The 26,594-nt window shown below is 34.3% G+C and carries 19 protein-coding genes; 6 read left to right on the top strand and 13 right to left on the bottom strand.

What is annotated here, in order from left to right; all coding sequences use genetic code 11:
• Positions 1–116 precede the first annotated feature (116 nt).
• The 9 genes from BUB80_RS10715 to BUB80_RS10675 all read right to left on the bottom strand — a co-directional run bounded on the left by BUB80_RS10715 (position 117) and on the right by BUB80_RS10675 (position 15,679).
• Complete coding sequence (locus BUB80_RS10715) at positions 117–1,085, bottom strand: ROK family protein (RefSeq protein ID WP_073292928.1); 969 nt, start codon at positions 1,083–1,085, stop codon at positions 117–119.
• A gap of 87 nt (positions 1,086–1,172) precedes the next feature.
• Positions 1,173–2,381 carry a PepSY-associated TM helix domain-containing protein gene (locus BUB80_RS10710; protein WP_073292927.1) on the bottom strand — a complete coding sequence of 403 codons (1,209 nt, stop codon included), beginning with the start codon at positions 2,379–2,381 and terminating at the stop codon, positions 1,173–1,175.
• A 754-nt stretch (positions 2,382–3,135) separates the two neighbouring features.
• Entirely contained in the window at positions 3,136–5,247 is a 2,112-nt protein-coding gene (locus BUB80_RS10705; protein WP_073292926.1) for a TonB-dependent receptor, read from the bottom strand.
• Complete coding sequence (locus BUB80_RS10700; protein ID WP_073292925.1) at positions 5,244–6,452, bottom strand: PepSY-associated TM helix domain-containing protein; 1,209 nt, start codon at positions 6,450–6,452, stop codon at positions 5,244–5,246. Before BUB80_RS10700 ends, BUB80_RS10705 begins: the two co-directional genes overlap by 4 nt.
• A 41-nt stretch (positions 6,453–6,493) precedes the next feature.
• Positions 6,494–8,716, bottom strand: a complete 2,223-nt coding sequence (locus BUB80_RS10695; protein WP_073292924.1) for a TonB-dependent siderophore receptor — start codon at positions 8,714–8,716, stop codon at positions 6,494–6,496.
• Between the two features lie 39 nt (positions 8,717–8,755).
• Positions 8,756–10,957 (bottom strand): TonB-dependent siderophore receptor, encoded by a 2,202-nt coding sequence (locus BUB80_RS10690; protein ID WP_073292923.1) that lies wholly within the window; start codon positions 10,955–10,957, stop codon positions 8,756–8,758.
• 149 nt (positions 10,958–11,106) lie between these two features.
• Positions 11,107–14,178, bottom strand: a complete 3,072-nt coding sequence (gene secA / locus BUB80_RS10685) for a preprotein translocase subunit SecA (protein ID WP_073292922.1) — start codon at positions 14,176–14,178, stop codon at positions 11,107–11,109.
• A gap of 114 nt (positions 14,179–14,292) precedes the next feature.
• Positions 14,293–14,514, bottom strand: a complete 222-nt coding sequence (locus BUB80_RS10680; RefSeq protein ID WP_034756280.1) for a DUF2795 domain-containing protein — start codon at positions 14,512–14,514, stop codon at positions 14,293–14,295.
• A gap of 142 nt (positions 14,515–14,656) precedes the next feature.
• A complete protein-coding gene (locus tag BUB80_RS10675; protein WP_073292921.1) occupies positions 14,657–15,679 on the bottom strand; it encodes a GDP-mannose 4,6-dehydratase in 1,023 nt (340 codons plus the stop codon).
• 88 nt (positions 15,680–15,767) lie between these two features.
• Between BUB80_RS10675 and BUB80_RS10670 the strand changes: the two genes are divergently transcribed.
• From BUB80_RS10670 to BUB80_RS10660, 3 genes are read left to right on the top strand one after another with little or no spacing between them, the layout of a single operon-like run.
• Entirely contained in the window at positions 15,768–16,562 is a 795-nt protein-coding gene (locus tag BUB80_RS10670) for a DUF2797 domain-containing protein (protein ID WP_073292920.1), read from the top strand.
• A 2-nt stretch (positions 16,563–16,564) separates the two neighbouring features.
• Positions 16,565–18,364 (top strand): WG repeat-containing protein, encoded by a 1,800-nt coding sequence (locus BUB80_RS10665; protein ID WP_073292919.1) that lies wholly within the window; start codon positions 16,565–16,567, stop codon positions 18,362–18,364.
• Between the two features lie 2 nt (positions 18,365–18,366).
• The gene (locus BUB80_RS10660) at positions 18,367–21,015 is read left to right on the top strand and encodes a hypothetical protein (protein WP_073292918.1); all 2,649 of its coding nucleotides are present in this window, start codon (positions 18,367–18,369) and stop codon (positions 21,013–21,015) included.
• Between the two features lie 87 nt (positions 21,016–21,102).
• Here the strand turns inward: BUB80_RS10660 and BUB80_RS10655 are convergent, their stop codons facing one another.
• The gene (locus BUB80_RS10655; RefSeq protein WP_073292917.1) at positions 21,103–21,453 is read right to left on the bottom strand and encodes a hypothetical protein; all 351 of its coding nucleotides are present in this window, start codon (positions 21,451–21,453) and stop codon (positions 21,103–21,105) included.
• 173 nt (positions 21,454–21,626) lie between these two features.
• Here BUB80_RS10655 and BUB80_RS10650 point away from each other — a divergent pair, with 173 nt between their 5' ends.
• The gene (locus BUB80_RS10650) at positions 21,627–21,821 is read left to right on the top strand and encodes a hypothetical protein (protein ID WP_073292916.1); all 195 of its coding nucleotides are present in this window, start codon (positions 21,627–21,629) and stop codon (positions 21,819–21,821) included.
• 128 nt (positions 21,822–21,949) lie between these two features.
• Positions 21,950–22,996: a PA0069 family radical SAM protein gene (locus BUB80_RS10645; protein WP_073292915.1), complete on the top strand. Its 1,047-nt coding sequence runs from the start codon at positions 21,950–21,952 to the stop codon at positions 22,994–22,996.
• A 104-nt stretch (positions 22,997–23,100) separates the two neighbouring features.
• On the opposite strand, the gene BUB80_RS24120 is transcribed toward BUB80_RS10645, so the two are convergent.
• The 3 genes from BUB80_RS24120 to BUB80_RS10640 form a co-directional block, all read right to left on the bottom strand.
• Positions 23,101–23,259, bottom strand: a complete 159-nt coding sequence (locus BUB80_RS24120) for a bacteriocin-like protein (RefSeq protein ID WP_139262657.1) — start codon at positions 23,257–23,259, stop codon at positions 23,101–23,103.
• 234 nt (positions 23,260–23,493) lie between these two features.
• Complete coding sequence (locus BUB80_RS23630; protein WP_175549599.1) at positions 23,494–23,655, bottom strand: bacteriocin-like protein; 162 nt, start codon at positions 23,653–23,655, stop codon at positions 23,494–23,496.
• Positions 23,656–23,727: 72 nt separating this feature from the next.
• Complete coding sequence (locus tag BUB80_RS10640; protein WP_073292914.1) at positions 23,728–24,678, bottom strand: isopenicillin N synthase family dioxygenase; 951 nt, start codon at positions 24,676–24,678, stop codon at positions 23,728–23,730.
• 87 nt (positions 24,679–24,765) lie between these two features.
• Here BUB80_RS10640 and menD point away from each other — a divergent pair, with 87 nt between their 5' ends.
• A complete protein-coding gene (menD, locus tag BUB80_RS10635) occupies positions 24,766–26,445 on the top strand; it encodes a 2-succinyl-5-enolpyruvyl-6-hydroxy-3-cyclohexene-1-carboxylic-acid synthase (protein WP_073292913.1) in 1,680 nt (559 codons plus the stop codon).
• Positions 26,446–26,594: the final 149 nt, after the last annotated feature.

Genomic DNA, 26,594 nt, shown 5'->3' with positions numbered 1-26,594 from the left:
ACGAATGAAAGACAATAGATAAAACAACAAACATCTGTGAAAATTTGTGCAATCAGTGGGAGATAAAAAAAGCACCCTAAAAAGGATGCTCAAATATATTTTAAAATAGCTTTCAATTACTTTTCCCAAACCAAAGCACTTGCTCCTAAAATAGCAGCGTCTGCTTCGTCTAGTTCACTGAAAACCAATTTTACTTTATTTCTGAATATCGGAAGAAGGTTTCTTTCCATATGAAGTTTAGCAGGTTTCAGGATGAAATCTCCGGCTTTAATTACGCCTCCAAATAAAAGGATAGCTTCGGGTGAAGAGAACATCACAAAATTAGCCAATGCTTCTCCTAATTTCTGACCTGTATATCTGAAAACTTCAATAGAAATGGGGTCGCCTTTCAATGCACATTCATGTACCGTTTTGGAGTTGATAGATTCTTCAGGATATTGACTTAACATAGATTCCGGAAACTCTGCTCTCATCTTTTTTGCAGTGATCGCGATTCCTGTTGCTGAGGCATATGCTTCTAGGCTTCCTTCAGATCCTGTGCTCCAGTGTTTTCTTCCGCCTGGTTTTACAATCGTGTGACCAAGCTCTCCTGCAAAACCATCATGTCCGTAAATCAGTTTTCCGCTGGAAACAATTCCGCTTCCTACACCTGTTCCCAATGTAATCATGATAAAATCTTTCATTCCGCGTGCTGCTCCGAAAAGCATTTCACCATAAGCTGCTGCATTAGCATCATTGGTAATAGTACATGGTAAGTTGAATTTATTCTGCATCAATTCACCAAACGGGACTACGCCTTTCCAAGGTAAATTGGGAGCCTGTTCTATGGTCCCAGTGTAGTAGTTTCCGTTGGGAGCACCCACGCCAATTCCGTCAAAGTTTTTCTCTTTTCCGTATTTATCCATCAGCGGATGCACTTTTTCATACAAAGCATCTATGAATTCTTCAACTGTAGCGTAGGCATCAGTGCTTAGATTGCCTTTTTCAAGAACTTCACCTCTGTGGTTTACAACACCAAACTTAGTATTTGTACCACCAATATCAATTCCTAGGGCAACGTGTTTTGATAAATCTATTAATGACATTTCTATTCTTATAAATTCTAAAGGGTTAAAAATATAAAAAAGATTGTATTAATGGATGGTTAACTCAACATTTATTGCTATTTTTTTTTACGCTATTTTTGCCGTTTTCTTTTTTCGCCTTCCCCACCAAACAAGGAAGCCAGTAACTGGTAATGAGGCACATATCAAACTTACAACAAATGCAATGATCTTTGTTGGCAGTCCTAAAATAGATCCTACGTGAATATCATAATTGGCACCTACTGCTTTTTCTCCGAAATTCTTGTCTTTCATGTCGTGAGTATGAAGAAGTTCTCCTGAGTTTTCATCAAAAATTAGGCTGCTGCTTTTATGATAAGAATAAGATAAATGTTTTACATAAACCTCGAAATTCGGGTGCTCATGATCATCCATGTGTTCGTGTCCCAAGTCTATAGCAAAGCCAAAAGAATCCGGGTATTTTGCTTTAACGGTATTGCTTATCTTATCTAATGTTCCTTCTGTTCTTAATTCTATCGGAGCTTTGGTTTTGATGTGAGAGAAATCCGGATATTTTGTTTCGCCTCCTGAGAAGATCACATAGATAGTTGCCTGAACAATAAAAAAGGCATAGAATAACCCAGTGATAGAGAAGATCAAAGCAAAGATAGAAGCATAAAAACCTAGGATGTTATGAAGATCGTAGTTCTTTCTCTTCCAGCTTTTGATATTTTTCCATTTGAATGAAAAACGTTGCTTTCTCGCTGCTTTGTTTTTAGGCCACCACAAAACGATTCCCGATATCAACATGATGATAAAGATAATAACAGGAATTCCAACGACATACGTTCCCCAGTCTTGTTTCAACAAATAACTCCAGTGAATCATTTTTACAATTTGGAAGAATCCGTTTTTCTCGTCGTAGGTTCTTAAGACTTTTCCGTCGTAAGGATTTACGTATGCTACTTTATAAATAGGGAATTCATCAAAGTAGTTCCAGGCGTTTGTATTGTGCTCGTACCAATAAAATTGGTAAGACATTTTTTTGTCGATAGGAATATTTACCCAGTGAATAGGGTATTTCTCTTTCACCTGAGCGTCCACAGACTTTTCTAACACTCGGATGGGAAGAATCTGCTTCTGGTCAATATTTTGTGTATTATGATAGATGACATCTTTTCGGGTAATGTTCTCAATTTCATCTTTAAAAACATACAGTGCGCCGGTAATGGAAATAATGAAAATCAAAAATCCAATACCTAAACCAAACCACAAATGCAGTTTTCCTGTCCATTTTTTAAATACGTTTGGCTTCTTTTTATGATGTTTCTTTTTCATAATTTTTTTAAGTTCCGCAAAGATAAGTTTTTAATTTTTATTTAGAATATTTATAATTAACGGGATTAGAATGGAAAATATTATTCTTTTTTTATTAAATAATTTAGCTGTTTTTTGACGCAAAGTTTTATTGTATTTAAGTGAAATGCCTTTAGTTTTATTTGAGTGTTGTTTATTTTTTCTTCAAATTATTTTCATCTAGTTTGTCATCCCGTAGGGATCTAGACGCGAATCTTTCCATACAATTTTCTAATACTATGCTTGGATCCCTACGGGATGACAAACTGAATGGATATTTTCAAATGTTTAGATCAATGATTGCTCTTTAGTCTCGATGTTCTATGTTAATATGCAAATTATTTAGACTAAATTTTTAAAACTAAAAATCAGCCGGATTAGCTTGTGATAAGTATTGCGTTTGTTGTGGAGTTAAGAGGCGTAAAAATGAGATGTTGAAACATTATTTTTCTGGGTGTTATAACAAACCTAACAGGTTTTTAAAACCTGTTAGGTTTACAATAGAGTGGAAAGATTCGAGTTTAGATCCCTACGGGATGACAAACTGAGGGTTGATTTTGCGATGAAAAAATGATAACCAGACAAATACCCTAGCCCCGATTGACTCCTGTATTTTATTTTTTTTAATGGAGTCGTCGAAATTTGTTCCTCGTTTTGCAACGACATCCTTTTTCTGAAATGGCTTAAAAAAAGCGTGGGCGAAAAAGATATAGTGGAAAGCGGGAAAAAGCTTCAATTAAAATTTATATTCCACCATAAAGGTTCCTCTTAATCCTAGCGAGTTGGTAAAGTCGGCATCTCTTGCTGCCCACCATGCAATTGCAGGTTGATAGGTCTTGTTGAAAAGGTTTTCGATCCCTAAAGAAACTTTCCAATTTTGGTTAACTTCATAGCTTGATCTTAGGTTGAAAACAGTATAATCCGGTACTTTTCCCTCTCCATAAGCATACACTCCTTTGGCATTGGGCTCGAATCTGTTTTGTCCAAAAGCATGTAACATATCAAGACCCACAGATAAAGCTTGAATTGGTCTCACTTGAACATAAGCTAAGACTTTCGGTGCAGAAATTCTGCTGTTGTTGATTTTGGTTGAATAATCTCCGTCATCTTTTACAGAAGTAATCCCTTCCATCCAGCTGTAGCTTCCTCCGAAGTTGATCCATTTTGTGGGAGTGAAATGTAAAAACCCTTCCACACCATAAACCACTTCCGGTGATCTTTGAATCATTAAAGCTCTGTCCGGACTTTGAACAAAGGTTGCTCCCAATTTGGATGTACTTACATAAGAAGTGATCTCGTAGTTGATCCATTTTGAGATTTGCCCTGTTGTCCCCAATTCATAGTTGTTGACAATGATAGGTTTTGTTTCAAGGTTTTGAATCGTTCCTTCTGTTGAGTTTCTTAAAATTCTTCCTAACTCGTTGATAGAGTAGGCCTGAGAAAAGCTTCCAAAAAGATTAATCATCGGATTGATGTTATAACGAACTCCGATATTTCCGACTAAGGCATTGTATTTTAAATCTCCACCTGTTACAAAAATACTTTTGGTGAATGTTCCGTCACTTTTAATCGTTGAAAGCGTGTTGAAATCTCCAACTTTTACGGCAATGTTTTCATATCGCAAACCTCCTTTTATCGTTAATTTTTTCATTAAATCAACTTTAACCAAAAGGAAAGGAGCGATGTTGGTCATGTTCATATCCGGCGTCCAGTAACGGCCGTCTTCCAGTTTTTGAACGGTTTGATCATTCAAAACATCCAATCCGTAAATCATTTCAGCCTGAGAATTTTTACCACTCCAAAGCTGAGTGTCAAAATTGGCTCTTGCGCCTGATTTTTTTGAAATGACATTCGATTGTCCACCATTCAGGAAAGTATCGCTGTATCCATAAACAGTTCTGAAATCCTGTAAGTAAAGGTTTACGTTTAATGAAGTTCCTTTCCACAGGTTTTTGTTATCATAACTTACCTTGAAATTGTGGTTTCTTGGAGTTCCTTGCGGAGTGGTTTCCAGGTTTTTTCCTTCTCCTTCTCCAATTGTTGGAGTAACGCCATATTTACCTGTTTTTAAGGCTAAATTTAAATCGGATTTGGCTGCATAACCTATATAAGATGCTTCAACTCTTTGATTATCATTAATAGCGTAGCCTAATTTCAACATTCCGTTATAGTTATTCATTTTGGCTGTGCTGTAGGTCGGACTCAGATTTACGCCATCTGCGTCCTTCATATAACCTGTTTTTTCATAAGCCATTGAAACCACATAATCAAACTTACTGATCTTTCCGGATAAAAGCTGACTTGCTCTATAGCCTAAAGTACCACCATATGGCTGACCGGTAATTCCAACTTGTGAAATTCCCGAGATCTTCTTGTCGGATTTGCTTCTTCTTGTGATATAATTGATAATACCTCCATCTGCACCATTTCCGTAGATGGAAGAAGCACCTTTAATCACCTCAATTCTTTCGATAACTGAAGGGTCGATAGATCTTAAATCTCTTGCTCCGTTTCGTAGTGGAGTAGATTGTGGGATACCATCAATTAAAACTAAAACCTGGCGTCCACGAAGGGTTTGTCCTGTATTAGAAGTTTGCCCGGAACTTGTTGCCAAACTCGGAACGGTATATTGTAAAATGCTTGTAATATCTGAGTTTACCGTTAATTGCGACTGCACCTGCTTCTCGCCAACAACGGTTATAGAACTTGGTATTTCTTTAATATTTTCTCTTTTTCTGGATGCTGTTAGCACAACCTCATCTACATCTCTTGTGTTGATGCTGTCTTTTACCTGTCCAAATGCTGAAATAGTAGCTAAACAAGCTACAGATAGAGTTAATTTTTTCATTGTACGTTCTTAATTCCCTTTTTCTTTTGTTTTCCTAGCCATACTAAAAACCCTGTAACAGGTAATGATGTGCAAATGAGTCCTGTGATAAACCAAATAATTTTCCCGAACAGTCCAAAGTATGATCCTGTGTGAATGTCATAGTTGGCGTTGGCGTATTTCTCGGCGTTGTTTAATTTTTGATGAGGTTTATTGGCTAATAATTTCCCAGAGTATTTATCAAAAACCAATTGATTACGCTCACTAAATCTTCCATCTTGCCCATACACTGAGATGGGAATGTTTTTTAATTCTTTCCCTTTTTTAGTTTTTCCGTTTAATGGAATTCTAAAACTTGATGAGGTTGCATATAGTTTTCTTGTTTCGCCTGCGGTAAGATCAAAAATTGCATTGTTTTTTACTAACAGCGAATCCGGAGATTTTATTTCCTTTTCCTTAGGCAGCTCGGTTGAACCTGATAAGGCAACGTTGAATGTGTTTTTCACCCAAGGATAGGCAAAGTAAATTCCTGTAACACTCATTAATAAGGCAATAAATGAAGCATAAAATCCTAAGATATTATGAAGATCGTAGTTTTTGCGTTTCCAGGTTTTTACATTTTTCCAATCGAAAGAAAAACGTCCTTTTCTCATCTTCTTATTCTGTGGCCACCAAAGAACAATTCCTGTGATGAGCATGATGATGAATAACACAACCGGAATTCCTACCACATATTTTCCCCAGTCGGAGTTCAGAAGAAGCCCCCAATGGATGTATTTTAAAAGGGTAAAGAAGTCATACTTTTCATTATAAACAGAAAGAATTTCTCCTGTGTATTGGTTTACATACACCAATTTATTGATGAGAACTTCATCAAAATAGTTCCATCCTTTTTTATTTTTTTCGTAATACAGAAACTTGTAGGATTTTGCTTTGTCTAAAGGAATCTCAACAGAACTCAGCGGAAACTTTTCATTAAGTTCTAAACTTACTTTCTCACGAAGAACCTCGATAGATAGGGGTTTGCTACCTACGTTTTCTTTGTTTACATAAATTGCTTCCTTGCGTAAACTGTTCTGAACCTCATCTTTAAAAACATATAAAGTTCCCGATAATGAAACAATAAAAACGATAAGACCAACGGATAAACCAAACCACAAATGCAGTTTGGCAGACCATTTTTTCGTTGAAGAAACCTTCTTTTTATGGTGATGCTTTTTCTTCATATCAAAAAAGTTAACCCTTTGAAGGGCTAACTTTTATTTATTTAAAATTTATATCCTATTGATACTCTAAAGTTTCTTGGAGCTTCTGCTTGATAGTAGTAGTAATTTGCATAAGGTGAACCAGAATATAAGTATCTGTTGAACACATTAAATACATTTAGACCTACTCTGAATTTAGAATTTTCCCAAGAGGCACCTGCATCAAATTTCACATAATCATTCATTTGTTGAGTATTGGTTCCTCCCCAATCCCAGCTACTTCTATCGCCAAGATAAGTTCCTCCGAAGCTTAATCCGAATCCTTCTAATAATCCGTCAGTAAATGTATAATTCAACCAAGCATTTGCTGTGTGTTTAGCATATCCCGGAACTCTTTTTCCTTTCGGGTTATTTGCAGGATCGTTAGATTCTATAATCTTATTTTCTGTAAATGCATAGTTGAAGATTGCATTAAACCCTTTTGTAATTTCTCCTTTCAAATCAAATTCAACTCCTTGCACTCTTGTTTTTCCAAGTAAAATTGAGAATTGCTCAAGTGGGCTGTTAGAAGGATCGTTTACCGTAGAATTGTTTTTGATGATGTTATATGCAGATAACGTGGTATTCCATTTTCCTCCAAACCAATCTTTCTTTACACCCAATTCCATGTTATTCCCTGTTATTGGTTTCACTGCACTTCCATCTCTGAATATAGCAGCTTGTGGTACAAATGCCTGATCATATAAACCATAAACTGACATACTTTCATCTATAGAGTAGCTAATACCGATACGCGGAGTTATTTTATTAGCTTCAGATTTAGTAGCATAATTATTTTCTTTTACGGTTGTGTAACGGGCCGCAAGAGTAAGTCTTAATTTGTCATCAAAAAAGCCTAACTCATCTTGTAAATATAACCCGGTATAGTTCTGTTCAATTGTACTTCCTGCTCCCGCTCTTACAGAAAGAGGTTTTGACTTATCGAAAGGTTTGTAAGCGTTGGTATTGTTTGGCCCGTAATAAAGACCAGTACCATTGTTATCGTAGTTATTTGTATTTAAATTATACCAATAGCTATGATCTGCAACTGTGTTACCAGGATCTGTTGGTGTTGCTGCTTTGTAATCTCCATTAGCATTAAACTTATCTAAATTGTAACCCTGAGACCAATCCGCCATATATTTCTTGCTTCCTAAATCAAGCCCTGCTAGGATTTTGTGAGAAACAGAACCTGTTTTTACAAAACCGTTTAAGAAAACCTGTCCGAATTTCATGGTGTTATCAGCTTCCCAATATCCAAGACGACGAATCATATAGTTTCCTTCGAAGCTACTTGGCCAAAGATTACTTCCCATCGTATATTCATTCACATACGTTAGTTGAGAAGTTAGTTTCCAGTTTTCGTTGAATTTATGTTGTAAATTAATGTTTACAGTATTGTTATCTACTTTTGTAGGATCAACACCTGGATCTGTAGCTGTATATCCTACAGGTTTTGTTGCATATCCATCAAAACTAAAAACATAAGCAGAACCTACTTCAGACATTTTTGCCTTTTGATAGATATATTCTGCTGTTAAAGTTGTTTTGTCAGAAAGCTTTACTTTCAATGAAGGGTTGATAATATATCTGTCATTGAATTCATAATCTCTAAAACTGTTTTTGTTCTGAGCCATTAAATTCAATCTGAAAGCTACTTTATCGGTAATTTTAGTATCAATGTCGGCTTCTCCTCTGTACATATTGAAGCTTCCAAGAGTTACTCTTGCTGTTCCATTTAGGGCTTGTCCGGTTGGCTTTTTAGTTACAATATTGTAAATACCACTTGGTTCTCCGTTGGACATTAAGAATCCTGACGGCCCTTTGATGAACTCAATATGATCTACAAAAGACATATCTTCACTTAAAGGTCCCCAGTTTGATGTAACGTTTACTCCGTTCATAAATGCAGCAGCTCTAGAACCTCTCATGTTTACTCTTGTATACATGTCTCCCCAGTGCTCTAGTCTTTGTGCTCCGGCTACGTTTCTAAGAACACCATCACTCAAAGTTGTTACCTGTTGATCTTCTAATGCTCTGCCTGTAATGATTGAAATATTTTGTGGAATTTTTATTAAAGCTTCATCTAAACGCATAGAAGAAGAACCTTCTTTTTCTACATATTTATTGTAATATTTTCCTTTTACAACAACTTCTTCAATATCATTAGATTTGATAGAATCTCTTTCCTGTGCAAAGGTCATCATTGTTGCTAATAAAGCAGCTCCTATTGTTAATTTCTTCATTGTTTATTTTTGTAAGACAGCTGTCCTGTAATTATTTGATTAGAATTTATAAGTAACACTTCCGATTATATTCATCAGCTTTTGTGGATTTGCTGTGGTATAACCAATCCAGTAATGTTCGTTGGTAAAATTGTCTGCCTTGATCCCAATTCTGAATTTCTTGGTGTCATAATAAGCATTGGCATTCAATACGATATAAGAAGGTAATGTGAAGACATTATTTGTATTTGTAGTCGTATCTAGATTATTTACAATTTTATTTTCACTGGCGTAGTTTCCACCAATTCCGAATCCTAAGCCTTTTAAATTTCCATCTAAAAACTGATAACTTGCATATAGATTAGCCAAATAAGGAGCTCCTGAAGTATTAGGTCTTCTGTTTTCTACAGACGCATCTGCTTGGGTGTATTTTGAATCATTATAACTGAAACCAACAATTGCCGTGAAGCCTTTTACCAAATAAGCATTTACTTCAAGCTCAACTCCTTTGCTTACAATGGTACCATCTTGTACTTGTGCATTAGCATTGCCGGGACTTGGCATATTTCTTAAAACATCTTTTACCTTGATATTATAATAACTTAACGTAGAAGAAATTTTCCCATTGAAAAGACTGGTTTTAATCCCTCCTTCCATCTGGTTAGCCTGTTCTGGAGTTGGTGTTCTTGTAACTTTTGCAGCGTCAGTATAATAATCTAGATTTTTAAAGCTGTTTTGATAGTTTCCGAAGACTGAAAATTTATCTTTAACGACTTCATAAACGATTCCAAGTTTTGGAGAAAAGAAGGTCTGATTAAAACTTTTGCGCTCCTCAGCTTCTGGAGTTGCCGGAACTCCTGGCTTGTTATTGAAATTATCAACACGCAATGCCATTAAAACATTTAAGTTATTGGTGATGCTTAAAACGTTGGAAAGGTACACCGCATAATTTTCCTGAGTTCCGTTGATGAGGTATGGAGTTTCGTTTCCTGCTACAGCATCATATTTTGCCTGCAATGCGGTACCGTTAAAATTGGTATAATTAAAACCTGGTTGGTGTAAAGGTACCGGTATTGGTTCTCCGGCAGCATTTCTGTCAAAACCATTGATGTCATAAAAATTCTGATCATTATTTACTCTTAAATAATCGAATCCTAAAACAACACGGTTTCTTAAGTTTCCGATACGGAAATCTCCATTGAAATTTTGTTGGAAATTAATTGCTTTTTTTCTACTGTCTCTGGTTGATTGGTCACTTCTGTACATGCTGGTAGCATCATCGCCTGTAAAGAATAAATAAGGCATAAATCCGTTAGAATAACTGGAAGAAGTACTGATGTTTGTAGAAGACTTAATATTGTTTGATATTTTATAATTAACCTGTCCGAAAAAATTGATGCTTCTTCCTGTATTGGTTAAATCTTTTCCTAAGTAAGAGTTTTTATAATCGAGATTCAGATCTTTAATATTGTTGACTTTCTGTAAATATTTTCCTGAGTAAAAGAAAAAGGTTTGATCGCTCATGCTTTTCATCTGGAATAATTCCATCTCAAAGTTGATATTTAAACGATCTGTAGGATTATAAGTAAGGCTTGGAGCAATTGCTAAATTTCTTTTGAAACCTTCTGTTTGAAATGTTCCTTCGTTAGTATAAGCCGAATTTAGCCTGAATAATAATTTTTTATCTTGCGTAAGGGGAGTATTAACATCTACAGCGGCTCTGTATGTATCGTAGCTACCACCTGATAAATTGATATTTCCTCCAAAAGTTTCAAAAGGTTTTTTGGTAACTCGGTTGATTACTCCTCCATAACTTGTTAATAAACTTCCGAATAATGTTCCTGATGGACCTTTAAGAACTTCTACTTTTTCTAGATTAATGGCGTCTATAGCTCCGGTTACAGATCCTAACACCCCATTTCTCAAAGAGTTTGAAGAAACAAATCCTCTTAAGTTTACATAAGCACCACCGTCACCGGCTCTTCCATTGGCTGTCCACATAGTTTGCAAACCCGGAATGTTTCTAAATGCTTCATCAACCGTATAAATCCCTTGGTTTTCTAAGATTACTTTATCTATGCTAGAATAAACCTGCGGGTTTTCAATAGCCTTTAAGGTCATCTTATTTGAATAGTCACTGTCTTTTTTGATGTAAGTATTTATAATCACTTCATCAATGCGTTTTGTGTTAGTAGAATCCTTTTCTTGAGCTAAAGTCAGGACGGAACCTAACAGCGAGGCGCAGATCAGTACATTTTTCATGAAATCCAAATTTTCTGCAAATATATTGTTTTTAATTATTCTAAATAAGTTTCAGTATTGATATTTATCATACAATTATTATCCATTAAATACAAAAAACCGCTCCATGCAGTGCTGGAGCGGTTTCTATTCTATAATTAATTTATTTCTTATGCAGGAATTTCTCCTTTATATAAGAATGAAATAATTTCTTTGTTTAATTTATCCATCATTTCGCTGAATAAGTGGAAAGATTCTTGTTTGTAAATAACAAGTGGATCTTTCTGCTCGTAAACAGCTCCCTGAGAAGATCTTCTAAGATCATCCATCTCACGAAGGTGAAGCTTCCAGTTTTCATCGATGATTGATAAAGTGATATTCTTTTCAAAATCATTGATTAAACTTTCACATTTCGTATCGTAAGCTTCTTTAAGATCAGCTACAATCGTCATTGTTTTATGACCATCTGTGAAAGGAACCTGAATCATTTTAAACATTGAACCTTGATTTTGATATACATTCTCAATAATAGGGAATGATTTTTCTTTCAATAAGTTCAGCTTCATGCTATAATCTTCCTGAGCAGCTTTGAATAAAATATCCGTTAATTCCGGAATTTGCTTATTGCTAAAATCACTTTCAGAAACAGGAGAAGCCATTGTGAAATGTTTGATTACTTCAAATTCAAAATCTTTATAACTTCCGTTTGCTTTTCCTTTTGTAACAATAGAGTTAGAAACATCGAAAATCATGTTAGTGATATCGTATTTCAAGTGATCTCCGAATAAAGCATTCTTTCTTCTCTTATAGATAACGTCACGTTGTTTGTTCATTACGTCATCATACTCAAGAAGCCTCTTTCTTGTTCCGAAGTTATTTTCTTCTACTTTTTTCTGTGCTCTTTCGATAGATTTACTGATCATTGAATGCTGAATAACTTCACCATCTTTATGACCCATTCTGTCCATCATTTTAGCGATTCTTTCAGAACCGAACAAGCGCATTAAGTTATCTTCAAGAGATACATAGAACTGAGAACTTCCCGGATCTCCCTGACGTCCCGCTCTACCTCTTAACTGTCTGTCAACACGTCTTGAATCGTGTCTTTCTGTACCAATAATTGCTAAACCTCCAGCTTCTTTTACTTCTTTAGAAAGTTTAATATCCGTACCACGACCTGCCATGTTGGTTGCAATAGTTACAACTCCCGGCTGTCCTGCACCAGCAACAATCTCCGCTTCCTTCTTGTGAAGTTTCGCGTTCAATACCTGGTGTGGGATTTTTCTTAATTGTAACGCTTTTGAAAGCAACTGAGAAATTTCAACAGACGTTGTACCAACCAATACAGGTCTTCTTGCTGCTGTTAATTTTTCAATTTCTTCAATTACTGCGTTATATTTTTCTCTGTTAGTTTTGAAAACTAAATCTTGTTTGTCATCTCTTAAAATAGGACGGTTGGTAGGAATTACCACAACATCTAATTTGTAGATCTCCCAAAGTTCGCCTGCTTCAGTTTCTGCAGTACCCGTCATCCCCGTAAGTTTGTTGTACATACGGAAGTAGTTTTGAAGCGTTACTGTTGCAAAAGTTTGCGTTGCCGCTTCAATTTTTACGTTTTCTTTAGCTTCAATCGCCTGGTGTAGACCGTCTGAATAACGACGTCCTTCCATGATACGACCTGTCTGCTCGTCAACGATTTTTACTTCACCATCAATTACCACATACTCATCATCTTTTTCGAATAATGTGTATGCTTTCAATAACTGACTCATCGTGTGAACACGCTCAGATTTTTCTGCAAAATCAGAGAAAAGTCTTTCTTTAGCTTCGAATTCTTCTTCTTTAGATAAATTTTTAGCCTCAACTTCCGCAATCTCAGTTCCGATATCCGGAAGAACGAAGAAGTTTTGATCAGAGTTTCCTTGAGACATGTATTCAACACCTTTGTCTGTAAGGTCAACCTGATTGTTTTTCTCCTCGATTACGAAATAAAGATCTTTATCAACGATCGGCATATCACGGTTGTTATCCTGCATATACTGAGCTTCTACTTTTTGAAGTAATGCTCTGTTTCCGCTTTCAGATAAGAACTTGATGAGTTGTCTGTTTTTAGGCAAACCTCTGTAAGCCTGAAGTAATTTGAATCCTCCTTCTTTAGTGTTTCCTGCAGCGATTAATTTTTTAGCTTCATTAAAAATTGCAGAAACGGTTTTCTTTTGAACTTCAACAATTCTGTCGATAGAAGGTTTAAGAACATCAAATTCCTGTCTGTCCCCCTGAGGAACCGGACCAGAAATAATCAATGGAGTTCTCGCGTCATCTACCAAAACAGAGTCAACCTCATCCACGATAGCAAAGTTTAATTCTCTTTGTACCAATTCTGAAGGTGAAGTTACCATGTTATCTCTCAAATAATCGAACCCGAATTCGTTATTTGTTCCATACGTAATATCTGAATTGTATGCTTTTCTTCTTCCATCTGAGTTCGGCTGGTGATTATCGATACAATCGATTCTCATTCCGTGGAACTGATACAATGGGCCCATCCAAGCGGAGTCTCTTTTTGCAAGATAGTCATTCACGGTTACCACGTGAACCCCTCTTTCAGGAAGTGCATTTAAGTAAATAGGTAATGTTCCTACTAGAGTTTTACCTTCACCCGTTGCCATTTCGGCAATTTTACCGCTGTGAAGAATAACCCCTCCAATAAACTGAACATCGTAGTGGACCATATCCCAAACTACAGGAGTTCCGGCTGCATCCCATGAGTTTTTCCAAACGGCAGTGTCTCCCTGGATTTCAACGAAATCTTTAGTTGCAGCAAGTTCTCTGTCCAATTGAGTGGCAGTTACACGAATTTCTCCGTTTTGTGCCCATCTTCTTGCTGTTTCTTTTACTAGTGCAAAAGCTTCAGGAAGAACTTGGCTAAGAACTTTCTCCTCGATTTCGTATGAATCTTTCTTAAGAGACTCTATTTGTGAGAAAAGAGCTTCTTTTTCATCAACATTAGCCGAATTTTTTATCTGCTCTTTAATCTGTTCTATCTGCGCTGTGATGGTACTTGTTGCTGATTTTATTTTATTTTTAAATTCAGCAGTTTTCTCTCTTAAGCCATCATCAGACAATTGCTGAATATTGGGTTCAACAGCTTTGATTTTTGTTACAACTTTTTTTACTTCCTTTAGGTCCTGCGCTTTCTTGTCTCCCAAAAACCCTTTAAGAACTTTGTTTAAAAAACTCATAAATTTTTTACTTTATGCTTAAAGCAATATACTTTAAGCGTTTTACTAAATACGCTTACTGCGCAAAAATTGATATTATAAAAAGGGGAATAAGCTTAAAGCTTATTGCTTTATTTAATATTCGTCTTCGTTCCAAAGATAATCTTCGTCCGTAGGATAGTCTGGCCAGATCTCATCAATGGCTTCATACATTTCACCTTCGTCTTCAATAGCCTGAAGGTTTTCTGTTACCTCCATGGGTGCACCAGTTCTAATTGCATAATCAATAAGCTCAGCCTTTGTCATTGGCCAAGGTGCGTCACTTAAATATGAGGCTAATTCTAATGTCCAGTACATAATATTCTATTTTTTTTGCAAAAGTATAAAAATAGGCTATATTATAAGCTTTTTTATACCTGATTTTCAATTCTTTTTATTAATTTTTTACTCCTTGCACCTCACAGACCGTGTTACAGCTGTGTCAGCAACTTGTTCGATGTCATTTTCTCAAAAACCATTCCACAAATTTTTTTATGCCATTTTGGAAGTCTGTGGTTGGTTTATAATCAATTAAAATCTTCGCTTTTCCTATGTCAGCATTGGTTTTCTGCACATCTCCGGGCTGCATTGGCAGAATTTTTTTGATGGCAGTTTTTCCTAAAGCTTGCTCAATGGTAGAAAGCATTTCGTTAAGATTAATAACCTGGCTTTCTCCAAGGTTGATGATCTCATATACTTTTGAATGATTTTCCAGATAGCGGATAGATTTTGTAATACCATCAATAATGTCATCAACGTAAGTGTAATCTCTTGCCGTACTTCCATCCCCGTAGAAAGGGATTTCCTGATCTTCAGAAATTAATTTTGTGAATTTATGTATCGCAAGATCAGGTCTTTGTCTAGGCCCGTAAACAGTGAAAAACCTTAGTTGGATCATGTCGATATTATATAATTGATGATAAACATGTCCTAAAATTTCCCCACATTTTTTAGTAGCGGCATATGGTGAAATAGGATTGTCTACATTGTCTGTTTCAGCAAAAGGAATTTTTTCGTTGTTTCCATAAACGCTTGATGAAGAGGCGCAAACAAATTTGGTAATTTTGAATTCTTTACACAGTTCCCAAAGATTCATCGTTCCACGAACATTCACTTCTTCGTATTCCAAAGGTCTTTCAATGGAAGGGCGAACTCCGGCAAGGGCGGCCAGATGAATGATTACATCAATTTCATGGGTTTTAAATAGGTCTTCAAGCCCTTTTTTATCTCTGATGTCCTGATAATATAAGGTGTAATTATTTGATGTTGAAAGGGAGGTTAATTTCTTAATGTCGGTCTCTTTGTCAGAAAAAGTAAAATCAGAAAAATCTGCTATAGATTCTAATGTATTTTTAATTTTTATCCGATAATCGTAGAAATTATCAAAGTTGTCAATGTTTATGACAGAATGTCCTTCTTTCAATAATAGCTCTACTAAGTGAGAACCAATAAATCCGCTTCCTCCTGTTACAAGATATTTCATTCGTGTTTTTTATCTGTGCAAAAATATAAAATTCCTTTGTGAAAAATATAATCATTAAATTTACTTAAAAAAGTAATATAAAATTAATATGCAGTTTCAAGGGCAAATTTTAAAGATGACGAGTTATGATGCTCAGCCAATTCAGTACTATCTAAACCTTTCGGGTGATCTTATTCACATGAATGAATTGTTAGGAAAAGAAATGACGATAAAGCATAAGGGCTTTCAATGTGTGAATTGTGGGAAGAATAAGCCTATTTATAGAATGGGATTTTGCAAGAGCTGCTTTTTTGAAAGTCCCTATGCAAGTGATACGATTATCCGTCCGGAACTTTCTACCGCACATCTTGGGGTTGCAGAGCGAGATCTGGAAGTGGAAAAACAAATCCAACTTCAGCCGCACACCGTGTATTTGGCTTATACAGGAGATGTGAAAGTGGGGGTTACAAGAAGCTCACAAATTCCTACGCGATGGATTGATCAGGGAGCAACTTTCGCATTACCAATTGCCAGAACAGAAAACCGATATGAGGCTGGAATGATAGAAGTTGCGCTGAAAGAACATTTATCAGATAAAACAAATTGGAGAAAAATGCTGCAGGATGATTTTGAAGGAGAAATGGATCTTGTAGATTTTCAACAAAAAATAAAGCAATATTTTCCTGAAGACTTCCAAAAGTTCTATAGTGAAGGGGAAAATGTGTGTAAATTCGATTATCCGTATGAAAAGCCAGAAAAAGTAAATTCATTCACTTTAGACAAAAAGCCTGAATTTACAGGAAAATTAGTTGGGATTAAAGGACAGTATTTAAGTTTTGAAGGAGGAGATTTTATCAATGTAAGAGGACATGAAGGATATGTTGTTGAACTTACGGTTTCTTAAATATGAAGAATATTATCATTCTCTTTTTTGTTGTTTTAATTTCTTGTCAATCAAAATCTCAGGATAAATTAGACTTTTCAGTGAAAAATATTTCTCATAAAGAAGTAGATAATGAAACAGGATGGATAAGAATAAAATTGAATAATCCCAATAAATGGGGATTTATTAATAAAGACAGCTTAGTAATGATTCCTTTTGAATATGACTTTCTTAATCCATTTGAGAATGGTCTTGCATATGCGAAAAATAAAGGAAAAGAATTTTTTATAACAAAAAGGAATCTTAAATTAGAAGGAGATTTTGATGCTGTGAATATTTTCTCCGAAGGGCTTGCTTCTGCTAAAAAAAATGATAAATGGGGGTTTATTGATGAAAGTGGAAAACTTGTTATTTCTCCCAAATATGATGAAGTTGATTATTTTAGACCAAGTGGGTTATGTGCGGTTAAAAGAAATGGGGTGTGGGGCTTTATTGACAAATTTGGGAAAGAAGTTATTGCTATCATCTATCCTGAAGTTAATCAGCAAATGAAGGATCAAAATGTAATTGTTAAAAAAAATAATAAATGGGCAATTTTTGATAATTTAGGAAGACAACTTTCGGATTTTATTTATGATAATGTCAAGAGAACTGATATTTCGGATTTTTCAAAAGACATTTTTACAAGAGATCAATCTACATATTTCGAAAATGGGGCAGCTTTAGTTGAGATTGATGGGAAGTATGAATTTATAAACGCTAAAGCTCGAGCAGCATTTCCAAATAACAAATTTGATTCTGCAAGCGTTTTCGATACTTTCAAAAATGCCATTGTAAAGAGAAACGGGAAATATGGGATTATAAAAACGGATGGAACTTTTAAGGTTCCATTAGAGTATGATCATATTGGATATTTTGATACAAATCATGCCTTTTCAGAATATTATAATGTAAGAAAAGGTGAAATTTATTCTATCTTGAATAGGGATTTAAAAAAGATTGGGGAATCATACGAGCCAGTTTTTAATGATTTTTCAAATTCAGACCCTACCCTTACTTATAAAAACTTAAAGGGAAAGGTCGGTATTATTGATTGGCAGGGAAAAACTTTAATTCCTTTTGAGTATGATGAACTTACGAAGATTGAAAATGAAAAATTATTAATAGCCATAAAGAATAGAAAATATGGTCTTATTGATGAAAGTGGACATTTAAAAATACCTTTCATCTATAACAGTTTATATAGTTTTGATGGATCCGGGGATCAAATTTTGTTTATTGCGGATGAAAAAAAGATAATCAATTTAAAGAATAGAGTAGTTCTTGATGGATATGAAACAATTCAGCCTATTTATTATAATGTTAAAAAGATAATTGTCTCAAAAAACAAAAAATTTGGCGTAATAGATGTAAATAATAAAATACTTCTTCCTCTGGAATATGATGAGATAACAAATTGGGTAGAGTATGGTCCTGAAGAAAGACATTTTATTATGAAAAATGGGCAATACGGACTTGTGGAATTTGAAACTTTTAAAATAATTATTCCTCCTATTTATGATAAATTTATGTTGAGACAAAATATAATTTTTGCTAGCCATAAAGGGAAATCAGGAATTTTAGATATAAATAATAAAGAAATTTGTCCTTTTGTATTTGATGAAATTAAACCGGATAAATCTTTTGGATATAGAGATAGTAATGGTAAAATATTTTATTCCAAAAAAGGAAATAAATTTTTTGAAATAACTTTAAAAGGGAAAATAATAAAAGAGATTTCTCAAAAGGAATATAAAAATAACACAGAATACCAAAATATGTAAATATGAACAAATGGGTTAAGAAGTTACTAATTAGTCTCGGAGTTTTGACAGTGATTTTTTTGCTGGGAAACTTTGGCTTAAATTTTTGGCTTAAAACCCAACTTCCTGATTATATCAAAAATAATACAGATTATAAAGTTTCCTATAAAGTATTCGATGTCGATTTGGGAACGGGAAATATTGTTGCTATCGGAATTTCTGTGAATAGCAAAAATCCTCAAAATATCAATGTTTTGGGGTTGCAAGGAACGATTGATACTTTAAAGATCAATCGTTTTGGAATTTACGATGCTATTTTTAATAAACAGATAAGCACCTCTGATATTGTATTGTCTGGCCCGAATTTGAATATAATCCTTCCTAAGCCGGCAAATCTTAAAACAACTAAAAAAAGAAATGCTTTGGCTTTTGAAAGTATTAGGATTAATAGAGGAAGCTTCAATATTTTTAAACATACAAAACAGAAGTTTTTATCGGTTCAAAAACTCGATGTGTACGTTGAAAATCTACAGATGACAGAAGAGTCTGTAGGAGATCAATTACCCTTTACTTTTGATAAATATGATGTTAAAGGAAAGAACTTTTTTTTTCGGCCAGATAATGTATATGCCTTAACAATAAGCCAGATAACGACGGTTAATGGGCAAATGTCTGTAGATAATTTTCGGGTTATTCCTTTATTGAGCTTTAACCAGTTTACGAGATTTTATCCAAAGAAGCCAAAATTATTTGAATTTTCGATTCGGAAAATGGCTTTTAAAGATATCGTTCTGGCGAAGAATAAAATCTCTTTAACCAATGCCAATTTTGAAAATCCTAATCTAACAGTTTATAATACGAATGCTGTTGCTAAGAAATCTGAAAAGCCTTTGAATTATGAAGTCAACTTAGGTATGATTAAAATAATAAATGCAACTGTTCAGGTTCTGAAGGCTGATGGAAATAAACTTTTATGGGCTAAGAATCTTACGCTTAATGTTGATCAACTAAAATTTGATAAAGAAACAAGAGAGGAAGTAATTCCTGTGGGATATAAAAGCTTTCAGTTTTCAGGAAAAGATATTTTGTACTCCAATCATCAGAATTTTAGTGTGGGAAGTATTGCGCTGAATCCTAAGAGTGGAGAATTAAGAGATATTTCTGTTACTCCAAACACCTTAGATCCGGGAAGAAGATCAATGACTTTTAAAGCAAATGTTGCTGCTTTTAATATCAATGCCTTACAATTTATCGATAAAAAGTTAAATCTTGATATTAAAGACGTTTTAGTAGATCATGTAAATGGCATCATCAAAGAAGGTGAAATTAAAGCAAACAAAACGCCGAAAGAAAATAAGATAAACTCTATTTTAATTCGAAAAGTTTCTCTTAAAAATTCTAATATCACCTACGATAAGGGAAATCAGCCTCTGGTTTTTAACGATCTGAATGCAACAATTAATGATATAGAAGTAAAGTCTAAGCCTAATAATTTAGGACACACTTTTAATGCCAAAGATTATTTTTTAACCACCAAAAATTTTGCTTACAAAACGCAGTTCTATATGATGAGCGTTGGACTTTTAAAGCTTAATAAAAATAAAGTTCAGATCAGTAATTTCGCGATGAAACCACTTGTTTCTAGAGCTCAGTTTATTAAAATGATTCCTGTAGAAAGAGATTTGTATGATCTTAAAGCAAAGCAAATTACAGCAGAAGGAAATTGGGATCTTTTTTCACAGAATAAAAGTATTAATGCATCAAATGTGGTAATTCAATCTGCCGATGCCAATATTTTCAGGAGTAAAATTCCTAATGATGATTTAAAAGAAAAACCATTGTATTCTAAATTGTTACGGTCTATTAAAATTCCGATGTATGTCTCTAATTTAGATCTGAAGAACTCCGTTTTAGTATATGAAGAAGATACGCCGGAAAGTACAGGGCCGGGGAAATTGATATTCGGTAATTTTAATATGAATGTCAAAAACCTTAATTCTGCCAAAATGAAAGGAAAGCCAACAAAGGTTGATATTAAGATCAACTGTTCATTTATGAATCTTGCTCCTTTGTCTGTAAACTGGGGCTTTGATGTTGCCAATCCAAATGATGTATTTACCATTTCAGGCCGTGCTGCAAACCTTCCTGCGAATGGAATTAATCCTTTTATCAAACCCTATCTTCATGTGATGGCCACGTCGGGAACAATTCATGAAATGCTTTTTAATTTTAAGGGGAATCCAAAAGGTTTAAGCGGAACTTTTAATTTAAAGCATAAAGATTTAAAGATTGCTGTTTTAAATAAAGATAATCAGCAGAAAAAAGGTATTCTAACTGCAATTGCCAATTTGGTGGTGAAATCCAGCTCTGGAAGTCTTCCTGAAGATGTTGCTGTAGAAAATGTAGAAAGAGATCCTACAAAATCTTTCTTTAATTTGTTCTGGAAAGGGATTGAGCAAGGTTTGAAGAAAACTTTGATTGGAATTAATGTTGATAAAACAGAGAAAAAAGTAAAAAAGGCAGTTTCTTCCGTTAAGGAAATGAAGAAATCAGTAAAAGAATTGAAACAAAATATAAAGTCAAATTCTAAAAAACCTGAACAAGATCCTAAAGAAAAGAAAGGCTTTCTAAAGAATATATTCAAGAAAAAAGATAAACCCGAAACTGAATAATTTCGGGTTTATCTTTAAAAATATGTTAAAATTGTTCTTATTGAATAATTGCTTACCAATTAATTGCCAAGCCAATTATGTTTGATTTTAAAAATTAAATTCTTCGCTTTCGTGAACGGGAATGTCTCTTAAAAATTTATCGAAGTCTTCTCCGGGATAATTACTGTCGGCTCCATAAGAGTCTATAATCATTCCACGGTTCCCGGCATTATCTTTTAAAACGTACAGCACGGCATTGTCATCCGGATTGCTATCACCTTCAAAACGATAGGTTTTTAAGATCGTTAGGTCAGCGGGTGCATAGTTTTTTTCTGAGTTATCTAGCTTCATTTCACACTTTTCATTCATTCTGAATTCTCGGTGTATGCCTCGCTCAGATAGGGTTTTCATTACCTGGCTTAGAGTTGTCATACGATCCATATATTCTGAGCTATCCATAATAATATTTTATTGATTTACTACAAGAATTAAACCATTAGCACTAAATCATTGGTTTTTTGATGAATTATATTTTTCTTGAAAATTAAGTTTAATGTTAACAAAATTTATAATTAAAATAAATAAAATGGGTACACTTTTTGCAATATCCCAATTAATAAATCGGGCAAAATATGAAAAAAGAAGTCGGAGTTATACTGGCAGGAAGTGTTGGGCTACTGGCAGTATTAAGTTTTATAGGCATTAAAAAAATATTAGGTAAAAAAAATAAAAAATACAGTGATTCTTATTCAGATTATCACAGACACTTTGATGGTAAAAATCAAGATGATGAGTATCATGGAATAGAATTTTATGCACTGAAGTAGTAAAAACATATATTTAATCAGTTTTTTTTAATATCCAATGCTTATTTAGTGTTGGATATTTTTGTGGAAAACTTTAGTGTTAAATTTCATTAGTTTTTACATAATCCATTCTATTTTTACATCAGAAAATGCAGAACGAACATAGTATAAAAGGTCAAGGCGCTCAGCGAAATGTTATCAATCGTTTCGACAGGTTTACCTATGAGCCAGATGATGAAGATTTTGAATCTGTAAAGACTTCTTTCACTGAAATTTTTCCGAAAACGATTGTGAACCAGGTGAAGAGTGAAGATTTGCCAATGGAATATTCAATGAATCCTTACCAAGGATGTGAGCATGGATGTTCCTATTGCTTTGCAAGACCTACTCATGAATTTTGGGGTTATAGTGCGGGAATTGATTTTGAAAGAAAAATCATGGTGAAAAAAAACGCACCAGAATTATTAGAAAAATTTTTCCAAAAAAGAGGATATAAACCTGCACCAATTTTGCTTTCTGGAAATACGGATTGCTACCAGCCTGCAGAACGCCAATTTGAAATCACCAGAAAATTGCTGCAAGTTTGTCTTGATTACAGACACCCTGTTAATATTTTGACAAAAAATGCTTTAGTTTTGAGAGATTTGGATATTCTGAAACCGCTTGCTGAGCAGAATTTAGTTTCCGTTTCTTTAAGTATTCCAACAATTAATGAAGAGCTGAGAAGGAAAATGGAGCCACGAACCAGCTCTTCCAAGAATAAGTTAAAGGCGATAGAAGTTCTTTCTGAGAATAAAGTTCCCGTGCATGTAATGGTTGCACCAATGATTCCGGGGCTGAATAGTGATGAACCTTTACGTATTTTAAAAGCAATTTCAGATGCTGGCGCTCAAAGTTTTGGGTATAATTTAGTAAGGTTGAATGATAGTGTAGAGCCCGTTTTCGTAAAATGGATTGAAACTCATTTTCCGGACAGAGCTCAGAAAGTATTAAACTTAATTCGCTCAACACGAGGGGGAAACTTAGGAGATAAAAGATATTTTGAAAGACAGAATGGACAAGGGAATATTGCGGAAATGATTCATAACACTTTTAAAATAGGAAGAAAGAAATTTTTTGAAGGTAAAGAGTTTCCTAAATTATCGACGGCTAATTTTACAGGAGCTAAAGATCAGCAATTGAGGTTGTTTGATTGATTTTTTTTGTCCCGCAGATTACACGAATTTTTGTGTTTATTTATGACAAAAAATAAAATACCGCTCCTTAAAAGAACGGCATTTTATATAAGCGTTAGCTAATTCTATAGTAGCTCAATTTCAGGGCAGATAAATTCTCGTCGACACAATTCACGATACAAAACCCCATTGCACATATAAAAACATTCTCCAGGGAAAGGATAACTTTCTCCTCCTGAAATGCTTTTTAATTTGTCTTTACTTAGTTTCTTTAGATTTTTCATATGATTTTTAGTTTGATGGTAAAATAAAGATACTTAAAATAATAATATGTCAATCTTTTTTGAATTATTTTTAAGTAAAGCTTTTCTAAAAAAGATTATTGTCGTGGAGTTTATTTAGAATTTTGTTTTAAAATTGAATTAAAGCTTATTATATTTTAGTTTAATCATTACAGAGGAAAACAAAAAACCGCTCCAAAAAGGAACGGTTTTCTTATACATGTTTTTGAATTTCAATTACATTGAATTGTCTGGGCATTTGAAATCATTGCTGCAAGCTGCACAAATTACAACTCCGCTGCAGTAATAATTACAAAATTCAGGTTCTGGAAGTTTAATTCCTTCTGCTCCTGAAATACCTTTTAATTGGCCTTTACTTAATTTCTTTAAATTTTTCATATTGTTTTAATTAAAATTTTGATAGTAAAGTAAATATAATTAAAAAATTATATACCAAATTAGGTTTTGGGGTTATTTTTTTATTAACCCTAATTCAATCAATCTTTCGTGTAAAAACTCTCCTGCCGTTGTATCTTCATATAACTTAGGATTGTCTTCGTTAACACAGTTTTCAAGAGCGTTTAATGACATTCCGCTTACCGGATGCATAAAGAAAGGAATAGAATATCTTGAAGTTCCCCATGATTCTCTTGGTGGATTTACCACTCTGTGAATCGTAGATTTCAATTTGTTGTTGGTATGTCTTGATAACATATCTCCAACGTTGATTACCAACTCATCTGGCTCAGCAATAGCATCAATCCATTCACCGTTATGGTTTTGAACCTGAAGTCCTTTTCCTTGAGATCCCATCAAAAGAGTAATCAGGTTGATGTCTCCGTGAGCAGCTGCTCTTACCGCATCATCAGGCTCCTGAGTGATTGGTGGATAGTGAATTGGTCTTAAAATAGAGTTTCCTTCTGCGATTTTGTCGTCAAAATAGAACTCATCAAGATCAAGATACAATGCCAACGCCTGCAAAACAGATTTTCCTGTTTTTTCAAGCATTTGGTAAGTTTCTTTACCTACTTCATTGAATTTTGGAAGTTCATCAACGATTACATTGTCAGGATATTCTTTTTTGTATTTTGAATCATCAGACACATATTGTCCGAAATGCCAAAATTCTTTTAAGTCTCCTTTTTTGAATCCTTTTGCAGTTTCTTTACCGAATCCTACATAGCCTCTTTGGCCACCAATTCCTGGAATTTCATACTGTTGTTTAGTCTCTGTGGGAAGTTCAAAAAAGTTTTTCACTTCTCCGTACAGGTCTTCTACCAATTGGTCATTAAGAAAGTGTCCTTTTAAGGCCACAAAACCAATCTCTTCGTAAGCTTTTCCGATTTCATTTACAAATTTCTGTTTGCGTTCCGGTTCACCCGAAAGGAAATCACGCAGGTCTACACTAGGTATTTTATCCATTTTTAGAAATTTAACGTGGTGCAAAATTACATCTTTTTTGAATTAAATTTTTTTAGAATTAAGGATTTATAAGTTAAATTTGTACTTATGAAAAAATATTCTTCTAAGAGAAGTATCCAAATACTTGCGCATCTTCTTCAGCAGTACGGAATTTTAGATATTGTTATTTCACCGGGGTCTAGAAATGCTCCGTTAGCAATTCATTTTTCAGAAGTGGATAGTTTTAACTGTTTCAGTATTGTGGATGAAAGAAGTGCGGCTTTTGTTGGGATAGGAATGGCAAAAAGTGAGAAAAAGCCAGTTGCAATTACCTGTACAAGTGGTTCGGCTGTAGCAAATTATTATCCTGCCGTTACGGAAGCATTTTATCAGAATGTTCCACTTTTGATATTAAGTGCTGACAGACCAACAGATTTTGTAGATATTTTTGATGGACAGACAATTAGGCAGAAAGATATTTTTCATCAGCATTCTTATGGTGATTTCCAGCTCTTAGAAGACAGTAAGGAAAACGCCGAGGAAATTAATTTTGATATTATTAAAAAAGCAATTGAGCTTTGTTTTGAAAAACAAGGTCCGGTTCATATTAATATCCCGTTAGAGGAACCATTGTATGAATTGGTGTCCGAGCTACCCACTTTTCCTACGGTTGAAAAAACAATTAAGCACAAGGAATATGAAATTCCATCTAATTTAATTGCAGACTGGAATACTTCACAAAGAATACTTCTTTTGGTGGGAACAAAAGATTACAGCCCTGAATTGGAAAATCAACTTTCTCAATTGGTTAAAAATCATTCTGTTGTGGTTTTGAGTGAAGCGAATTCTAACTTACATCACGATAAATTTTTTAGACATATTGATCGTTATATCTTTAATTTTACGGAGGAAGACTATAAAACCTATGCTCCTGATTTATTAATAACCATTGGGCAAAATGTAGTTTCCAAAAAAGTAAAACAGTTTTTAAGAAGTGCAAGACCAAAACAGCATTGGCATTTGGATGAAGTTTGGCAGCCTGATACTTATTTTTCTTTAACGGAGAAGATAGAAATAAAGCCAGAATTGTTTTTTTCTAAATTGTTGAAATTTATTAATCTAGAGCCAAAACCTTATTTTAATCTCTGGGATGTTTTACGTGATAAAAAAGATGCTAAACATGTAGGTTTTTTAAATACCGTAGAGTATTCTGATTTCTATTTCTTTAATAGAGTTTCGCAAACGGTTCCTGAGAATTATAATATTCATGTCACTAACAGTTCGGCAATACGATATGCGCAGTTATTTGATTTTGGAAAAAGAAAAATATACTGTAACCGAGGAACAAGCGGTATTGATGGTTCTACATCTACAGCAATGGGCTTTGCTATTAAAAATGCGAATCCGACATTGTTAATTACCGGAGACTTAAGTTTCTTCTACGATATTAATGGTCTTTGGAATCAATATATTCCGCCATTTGTAAGAATTATGATTTTCAATAATGGAGAAGGGAATATTTTTAAAATCATTCCGGGACCTGGAAATGCTAACCCAAATACTTTAGACGAATTTATTGCAACGAAGCACCGTAAAAATGCTGAGCACCTTGCCAAGCATTTCGGATTCTCTTACACAAGAGTGGAAGATGAAGCAACGCTTGACCGTGTGTTAGATAATTTCTTTAAACCGGATGCACAACCTAAAATATTGGAAGTGAATACGTATGGTAAAAATAGTGCCGATGTTTTGAAGGCCTATTTTGAATATATAAATGTCTGGTCCTAAAAATGCGATACAGATTATAGGTCAAAAATAGATAATTAAACCAAAGCAAAAACATTTTTGCTTTGGTTTTTTGTTTTGTATGTTTTCATTTTCAATTCAGACTGGTTGTGCATTTGGTTTGGCGTAAGATAATGATTCGAAAAATGTGG

The organism is Chryseobacterium polytrichastri (assembly GCF_900142445.1).
GTDB classification, from domain to species: domain Bacteria; phylum Bacteroidota; class Bacteroidia; order Flavobacteriales; family Weeksellaceae; genus Chryseobacterium; species Chryseobacterium polytrichastri.
The sequence above is the reverse complement of the archived record's forward strand: the minus strand, read 5'-3'. Positions and strand labels throughout refer to the sequence as shown.

Coding starts and splice junctions, on each gene's coding strand:
- BUB80_RS10715 (WP_073292928.1), bottom strand. CDS start 1,085: ATGTCATTAATAGATTTATCAAAACACGTTGCCCTAGGAATTGATATT.
- BUB80_RS10710 (WP_073292927.1), bottom strand. CDS start 2,381: ATGAAAAAGAAACATCATAAAAAGAAGCCAAACGTATTTAAAAAATGG.
- BUB80_RS10705 (WP_073292926.1), bottom strand. CDS start 5,247: ATGAAAAAATTAACTCTATCTGTAGCTTGTTTAGCTACTATTTCAGCA.
- BUB80_RS10700 (WP_073292925.1), bottom strand. CDS start 6,452: ATGAAGAAAAAGCATCACCATAAAAAGAAGGTTTCTTCAACGAAAAAA.
- BUB80_RS10695 (WP_073292924.1), bottom strand. CDS start 8,716: ATGAAGAAATTAACAATAGGAGCTGCTTTATTAGCAACAATGATGACC.
- BUB80_RS10690 (WP_073292923.1), bottom strand. CDS start 10,957: ATGAAAAATGTACTGATCTGCGCCTCGCTGTTAGGTTCCGTCCTGACT.
- secA (WP_073292922.1), bottom strand. CDS start 14,178: ATGAGTTTTTTAAACAAAGTTCTTAAAGGGTTTTTGGGAGACAAGAAA.
- BUB80_RS10680 (WP_034756280.1), bottom strand. CDS start 14,514: ATGTACTGGACATTAGAATTAGCCTCATATTTAAGTGACGCACCTTGG.
- BUB80_RS10675 (WP_073292921.1), bottom strand. CDS start 15,679: ATGAAATATCTTGTAACAGGAGGAAGCGGATTTATTGGTTCTCACTTA.
- BUB80_RS10670 (WP_073292920.1), top strand. CDS start 15,768: ATGCAGTTTCAAGGGCAAATTTTAAAGATGACGAGTTATGATGCTCAG.
- BUB80_RS10665 (WP_073292919.1), top strand. CDS start 16,565: ATGAAGAATATTATCATTCTCTTTTTTGTTGTTTTAATTTCTTGTCAA.
- BUB80_RS10660 (WP_073292918.1), top strand. CDS start 18,367: ATGAACAAATGGGTTAAGAAGTTACTAATTAGTCTCGGAGTTTTGACA.
- BUB80_RS10655 (WP_073292917.1), bottom strand. CDS start 21,453: ATGGATAGCTCAGAATATATGGATCGTATGACAACTCTAAGCCAGGTA.
- BUB80_RS10650 (WP_073292916.1), top strand. CDS start 21,627: ATGAAAAAAGAAGTCGGAGTTATACTGGCAGGAAGTGTTGGGCTACTG.
- BUB80_RS10645 (WP_073292915.1), top strand. CDS start 21,950: ATGCAGAACGAACATAGTATAAAAGGTCAAGGCGCTCAGCGAAATGTT.
- BUB80_RS24120 (WP_139262657.1), bottom strand. CDS start 23,259: ATGAAAAATCTAAAGAAACTAAGTAAAGACAAATTAAAAAGCATTTCA.
- BUB80_RS23630 (WP_175549599.1), bottom strand. CDS start 23,655: ATGAAAAATTTAAAGAAATTAAGTAAAGGCCAATTAAAAGGTATTTCA.
- BUB80_RS10640 (WP_073292914.1), bottom strand. CDS start 24,678: ATGGATAAAATACCTAGTGTAGACCTGCGTGATTTCCTTTCGGGTGAA.
- menD (WP_073292913.1), top strand. CDS start 24,766: ATGAAAAAATATTCTTCTAAGAGAAGTATCCAAATACTTGCGCATCTT.